At 39.9% G+C, this 6,240-nt stretch carries 4 protein-coding genes and 1 pseudogene; all 5 read right to left on the minus strand.

Annotation, left to right across the window (positions count from 1 at the left end):
* Window positions 1-15: 15 nt before the first annotated feature.
* Entirely contained in the window at window positions 16-1,182 is a 1,167-nt protein-coding gene (locus tag DOT_RS04120; protein ID WP_009614604.1) for an ATP-grasp domain-containing protein, read from the minus strand.
* Window positions 1,183-1,238: 56 nt separating this feature from the next.
* A complete protein-coding gene (mrdA, locus tag DOT_RS04125; RefSeq protein ID WP_009614605.1) occupies window positions 1,239-3,356 on the minus strand; it encodes a penicillin-binding protein 2 in 2,118 nt (705 codons plus the stop codon).
* A gap of 209 nt (window positions 3,357-3,565) precedes the next feature.
* Entirely contained in the window at window positions 3,566-3,844 is a 279-nt protein-coding gene (locus tag DOT_RS31220) for a serine O-acetyltransferase (RefSeq protein ID WP_202798697.1), read from the minus strand.
* A 326-nt stretch (window positions 3,845-4,170) separates the two neighbouring features.
* Window positions 4,171-5,337: a rod shape-determining protein RodA gene (gene rodA, locus DOT_RS04135; protein ID WP_009614608.1), complete on the minus strand. Its 1,167-nt coding sequence runs from the start codon at window positions 5,335-5,337 to the stop codon at window positions 4,171-4,173.
* 397 nt (window positions 5,338-5,734) lie between these two features.
* A pseudogene (locus DOT_RS04140) lies at window positions 5,735-5,869 on the minus strand (ATP-binding protein); the annotation flags it as partial.
* Window positions 5,870-6,240: the final 371 nt, after the last annotated feature.

A 6,240-nucleotide genomic window follows, 5' to 3' on the forward strand; every position in this document is an offset into this window, starting at 1 on the left:
CCCACACTCAAGATGTTATCGCCTTAACAGAAATTTCCACATTTTTATGTCAAAAACATAGCGCATACACGCTGCAAGGAAACCAACAACAGGCATAGGATCATCTTTAGATATGATATCGTCTCTAAATCTATTACCTTTTCCACTCCAGAAAGGAGGGTTCATGCTTTTTCTGTCCTTATTGAAAACAAAGTGAAGAATATCACCCGGAAAAAGATTACGACACATGATTCCTGCTTTGTATTGTGCAACAGGCTCAACGTCACCATCTACAACAATTTTGTACAATAGCCATGGAAAATCTACACCTGCATATATGCCCATCTGAAGCGAATTCCAGAACTTACAGTTTAATTCGATAAACTTGATTTCTCCGGTTTCCCTCTGAACCATAAACTCAAGATCTGCAATACCGTACCATTTGAGTCCTTCCATATATTTAAGTGCCAATTCAAGCATCTCAGGGTAAACAACACTTTCCTGAACAGTACTTGGTCCAGTAACTAGAGGATATTTTCGGACATGCCTTTGCACAAATGAAGCCCTCAACTCGTTGAAAGAATTATATAGAAGTACAACATCGTATACCTCTCCTTCTCCCAGATGTTCCTGAATAACAGGGTAAGGATAGTGCTTATGTACCTCAAGATACGTTTTTACTAGGTCTTCCTTGGAAGATACAATTTTTATACCCCTTCCGCCATTACTTTTTACAGGCTTCACCATCAACGGATATTTTAAAAGTGCTGTTATTTCATGAAGTTTGTATGCTCCGTTTGGAAAAACGGTTTTTGGGATATCAACTCCAACAGACATGGCATGCTTGTATGCTTTTCCCTTATCGGATGTTGTTTCATAGCTTTCATTAGACGGCAATGGCACTGAACACAGCTTCTCCAATTCTTTCTTATGTTTCATGGCGACTGCTACTGTGTCCTCATCCATTGGGAAAAACACATCACATCCATACTCTTGTATTTTACTCTTTATAAAATTATAGAAATGCTCTGGGTTTTCTGATGCGTTTTGACAAACCAAAGATTTAGTGCAATATTTTGAAAAAGCTGTGGGCGAAAACCTTGTTTCTTCTACAACTATTGTTTGAATGCCTTTTTTACCCAAAGACCTAACGACTGCTAGCGTCTTTCTTAGCTGTGCATTAGTTAATAATACCTTGTGCATACTTTCTCTCCTTTAACTCCTCATCAGTATCACAAAATTAATTTCACCCACGCTTTTCAGTTCCCATTCGTGGACTTCCAACCAAAATACTTCATAAAAGCCGCCTTTGCCACATAGCCTGCTGTACTCCCACCGCTCTCCCCAAACTCGACAACCCCAGCGAAGGCAATCTGAGGATTATCATAAGGAGCAAACGCCACAAACACCCCATTGTAGGTCCTCTCTAACGCCGTGTTTACGTTTCCGATCTGGGCTGTTCCAGTCTTAGCCCCCCCGGAAAATTCCGGCAGATCTGCAAAAATTCCCGAAGCCGTCCCAGCATCATCTCCTGCACCAGTAACTACAGCTCGCATCCCTTGTTTGACCGCATCCAAATTAGCTGGAGAAATTGTGACTGTGTTGATAACCTTGGGTTGGTACTGCTGAGCTACCTCCCCAGTGATCGGATCCAACAGTTTATCGACCACATACGGAGTATAGCGCTTTCCGCCGTTCACCAAGGTCGTCGTGTAATTGGCTAATTGCAAAGGGGTATAGCTGTTATATCCTTGCCCAATGGAATTGTTAAAACTGTCATAGAGCTTCCAGTCAACATTTTCATAAACCTTTTGCTTATACTCAACGTCAACCGCATTTTTCTCAGCATCTTTCTTTGTTTGCAGCTTCTGGCGGCTTTTCGCATCCGGGGCCTGCTCCAGTTTGGTCGCGTAATCGGCCTCAATTATTGCCAACTTTTTATCACGCGCCTTAATATAAGTAGGACCAAAATACGCTTTCTTCCATTCTGCTGAGGGTGCGGTTCCTTTTGCTTCTCCCGGCAAATCTACACCACTTTCGACACCTAACCCAAATTCATTGGCGATTTGGCGCACAATTTCTGGATTAGAATCGAACACTCGGCGACCGATAACTTGAAAATATATATTAGAAGATTTGGCCAGCGCTCGAGAAAGATTGACAAGACCAAAGTCGTTCCCTCCCCATTCAGCAGTACCTTGTTGCTGAGCAGCTAGATTTCCCAATGAGGACTTTTTATCATCAATGAGTTCAGTCGGCGTCGTCAATTTGAGTTGCAAGGCTGCCATTGCTGTCACCATCTTGAAGGTTGATGCCGGTGGATACAACCCGGACAACGCTCTATTCAGGGAAGCAGCCGGCGCTATTTCATTAGTGAAATACTTATCAAACATTGTATCGGAGATAATTCCGGTCAAATCGTTAGGATCCATCCCGGGCCGTGAGACCATAGCAAGAATCTTGCCTGAATTTACATCCATCACCACGGCAGCCCCAGATTTTGCATTGGGATTAGTGTTCTTTTGAACATCTGCAATAACTTGATCGAGGCTTTCTTCCACAACCTTTTGCAGATCAGCATCAATCGTCAGTTGGACTGTCATTCCCGGTTCCGGTGGTTGGATTAACTGTTTAGAAACTGGGCGGGCGCGATTATCTACTTCAACTTGTTGAATGCCCTCTTTACCCCTCAACCAGAAATCATAGGATTTCTCTACCCCCATCTTGCCAATCATATCCCCCTGAGCGTACTCGAATCCCGCCTTTTGAGCATCCGCATTTTGATTGAACTGTTCAATTTCCTTGTCCCCTATCTCACGAACATACCCGAGGAGCTGACCAGCAAGATTTTTTTGAGGGTAGGAGCGAAGCGGAACTGCATCAACGCTCACGCCTTGGAGCTCGTTCTGATGCTCGGCTATAATGGCCTGGAGCTCTTGAGGAACCTTATCTAGAATCATGACAGGGCGATAACGTTCCCACTGATGATTCTGAATATTAGCCAATATATCTTCAGTAATCGACTCAATCGATTGATTGGGATTAGTCCAGTACGGCTTAATGTACCCCGCTAATCGCTTAATAACATCTTTCCAATCGCTAGGTTTAGATTGTTGCAAACCCATTAAATCTAAATTAAGAACAAACTCTGGAACACTTGTTACAAGAATCTTTCCATTTTTGTCTACAATATCTCCTCGTGTAGGAGGCACCTTCACAAGCTTCATGTAATTCCCCTCCGCCTTGGCAGAATAATATGCACCTTCGGAAATTTGCAAACCCCAGATATTTACACCTAAAACCGTAAAAATGAGGACCACTACGAAGGTTAAGCCCCAAAGTCTATTCACATAAAATTTTCGTTCTCTTTTATTCATCTCTATTAACCTCCTTTCGCTGAAAGGTGCGAACTCCGATCAAAAGTTTAATCCTGACTTAATCTAACAACCTATCCTACCTTACCCAGGTTAAGAATTGGATTAACTGCGATACCAATAAGATCCATCAATCACGCGAAAAATGAACCCATTTACTTCTACTTATCAAATGCGTCCCCTCGAATCTCCTGTTGTAAAATTCTCATCTACTATTTTCGGCATGCTCTTTCATACCCTTTTACAATTAATCCCGAAGAATTGTTTTCTGAGATTATTTTTGCTGGTATTCCTCCAACAGTAACATTACTTGGAACGTCTTTATTCACAACAGCGTTTGCCCCTATAGTTACATTATTACCAATAATTATACCTCCGAATAACTTTGCACCGGGGGCAATATAGACGTTATCTCCTATGATTGGACACTTCTCATTAAATACCCCTATGTTTACCGCTGAATGAATTCTACAGTTTTTCCCAACCCGCACATCGGGATGTACTACAATACTTCCCCAATGGGCGATACTAAGTCCAGGTCCAAATACGTGCCGTGGAATTGTAAAGCCTAGATTTGTCGACAATTTTATAAGTTTAAATTTTAAAAAACTTAAATAAATTTTACCTATAATATCCTTTCTGCAGTTCTCATAATATTCCGCTTTCCTTAACGTTAGTTGAAAATGTATGAGTGGTCTAGTAAACCTAAACCACCATCTATACCGAGTTTGATAATGAGCCGCTAAGTCTGCAGTAACATAGAGCCTATACTCTTGCTTGGACTGAATAATCTTTAACTCCCCCTAAGTCATGTGAACTATTTAAATATTAACCGACGACTTCTCAGATTAATATTTAGTAAGAGCCCTATTGAGATCATATTTGCCCACATTGCACTTCCACCATAGCTAATGAAAGGCAAAGGTATCCCAGTAACTGGCATAATACCAGAATTCATGCCAACGTTGACAAGAATGTGAAATGAAATCATAGTTATTATTCCCGATGCTATTAACAAACCATACAAATCTCTCGCATGCTTGGCAATATAAATGCCACGCAGCAGGAAAATTACAAAGAAAAATAGTAGGATACTTACTCCTATAAATCCAAACTCTTCACTGAACACTGCAAAAATAAAGTCGGTATGATGTTCTGGAAGGAAACTTAGTTGTCCCTGTGTTCCTTGACGATACCCTTTACCCCAAAATCCACCTGAGCCAATTGCCGACATCGCTTGAAGAATATTATAACCATCTCCTGCACTGTCTGAAGCCGGGTTCATAAAAACAGTCAGTCTTTTCAATTGATAATCCTTCATTGGAAGAGGCAAGCCTTCGGCGAATTTGAGCCAGCTTGGAAGGTTTGTTGAAAAATGTAGCCATAGTGCCATACCGACAGCGGTTACCCCTGTAAGTAATAACCCACAGAACTTACGAATATTCGCACCTGCAATAAACATCATCCCTATAAATATTGCCACAAACACTAGGCTTGTCCCTAGATCAGGTTGTTTTAAAATAAGGAGCATAGGCAGTAATACATATAAAAAAGGCGCAATAAAATCTCTGAAACGATTTAGTTTGCCTTGACGCTTTGTTAAAAAATCTGCAAACGAAAGGATAATAAATATTTTTGCAAATTCCGAAGGTTGGATCGCGATACCTGGAGCAATGGGTATCCAGCGAGTAGCTCCTTTCGCTTCACTCCCGAAAATAAAAACTGCCGAAAGCAATAGGATATTAAACCCGTAAATATACCAGCTAAAATTCTGCAACTTTTGGTAATCAATTCGATTAACCATAATAACTAAGAAAATTCCGCTTATTATCCAAATGCTTTGCAGTTCGACATAATAATATTGCTGCCCTTTCACAAGATTATAAGACGCAGTGCTTAACACGAAGAGGCTCGTCGCTAATAATAAGAGCACCGCCACTACAAACGGTAGATCCATATTCCTTAAATTTTGCTTGTCAAACATTCCTACTCTCCTTTAATGGTGAAATTCATATAACGGCAAAAAAAATATCTTCAATTCATTAACTTTCCAAATAGAGTAGTCCACAATAGAGTAAGCAAGAGATATAAATAATCTGCTCATGAGTCTAGAATAAAATAAGACTCCATTTTAAGGAGTCTTATTGTGACAAGGAAGTTTAAGTAACACCTCCAGGCCATACCGGACTGCCGATTGTTCGAGCTTTACCTGTTTATTTCCCAGATAAGTATAGTATAGCGTTGTTTTTTTACGTACACGTCACAGGTTTTTAACATTTTTGTTAAAGTAGATACCAATCATGATAATAATATTAAAAGAGAAGGTTAGGTAAATTCGACCGCCTTCACTTGGTTATTATATTGAGTTGAGCTAGTTTAAACTATGCTTGTTCAGCAGATGGCAAGTATATAGTAAGTACAGTTCCTTGACCGGGTTCACTTTTAGCCAATACTTTTCCGTCATGCATTTCAATAATTTTTTTAACTATAGAAAGCCCTAATCCCGTGTTCAATGTCTTTCCTCCATCACTACTTGACTTGTTGGAACACTTCTATCTTAAAGTGCTTCATTTCATTGTACTTTAACATTAATACATGAAGTTAACGGAATTCTAACAATTTTGTTAAATAAGCCCGTTCGGGTACTTTTCTGATATAGTAAAAGTCTTACCACTTTGTTTAGCCTTTAAGAGAGCTTGGTCAGAAAATAATTAGATCGTGAAAAACTGCCCATTTTTGGCTAGCATGAACAACTAAAAACCATCACCAATGTTTTTAAAAATTAGTACTGAAAGGAACTAGCTCTATGTCTTCACAATTTTTTGCAGACTCTATAAATTATTGGGGTGCGTATGGAATTATAGCAAGCTTGTTAATAAGTATTATT

Source organism: Desulfosporosinus sp. OT (assembly GCF_000224515.1).
In the GTDB taxonomy this organism is placed as follows: domain Bacteria; phylum Bacillota; class Desulfitobacteriia; order Desulfitobacteriales; family Desulfitobacteriaceae; genus Desulfosporosinus.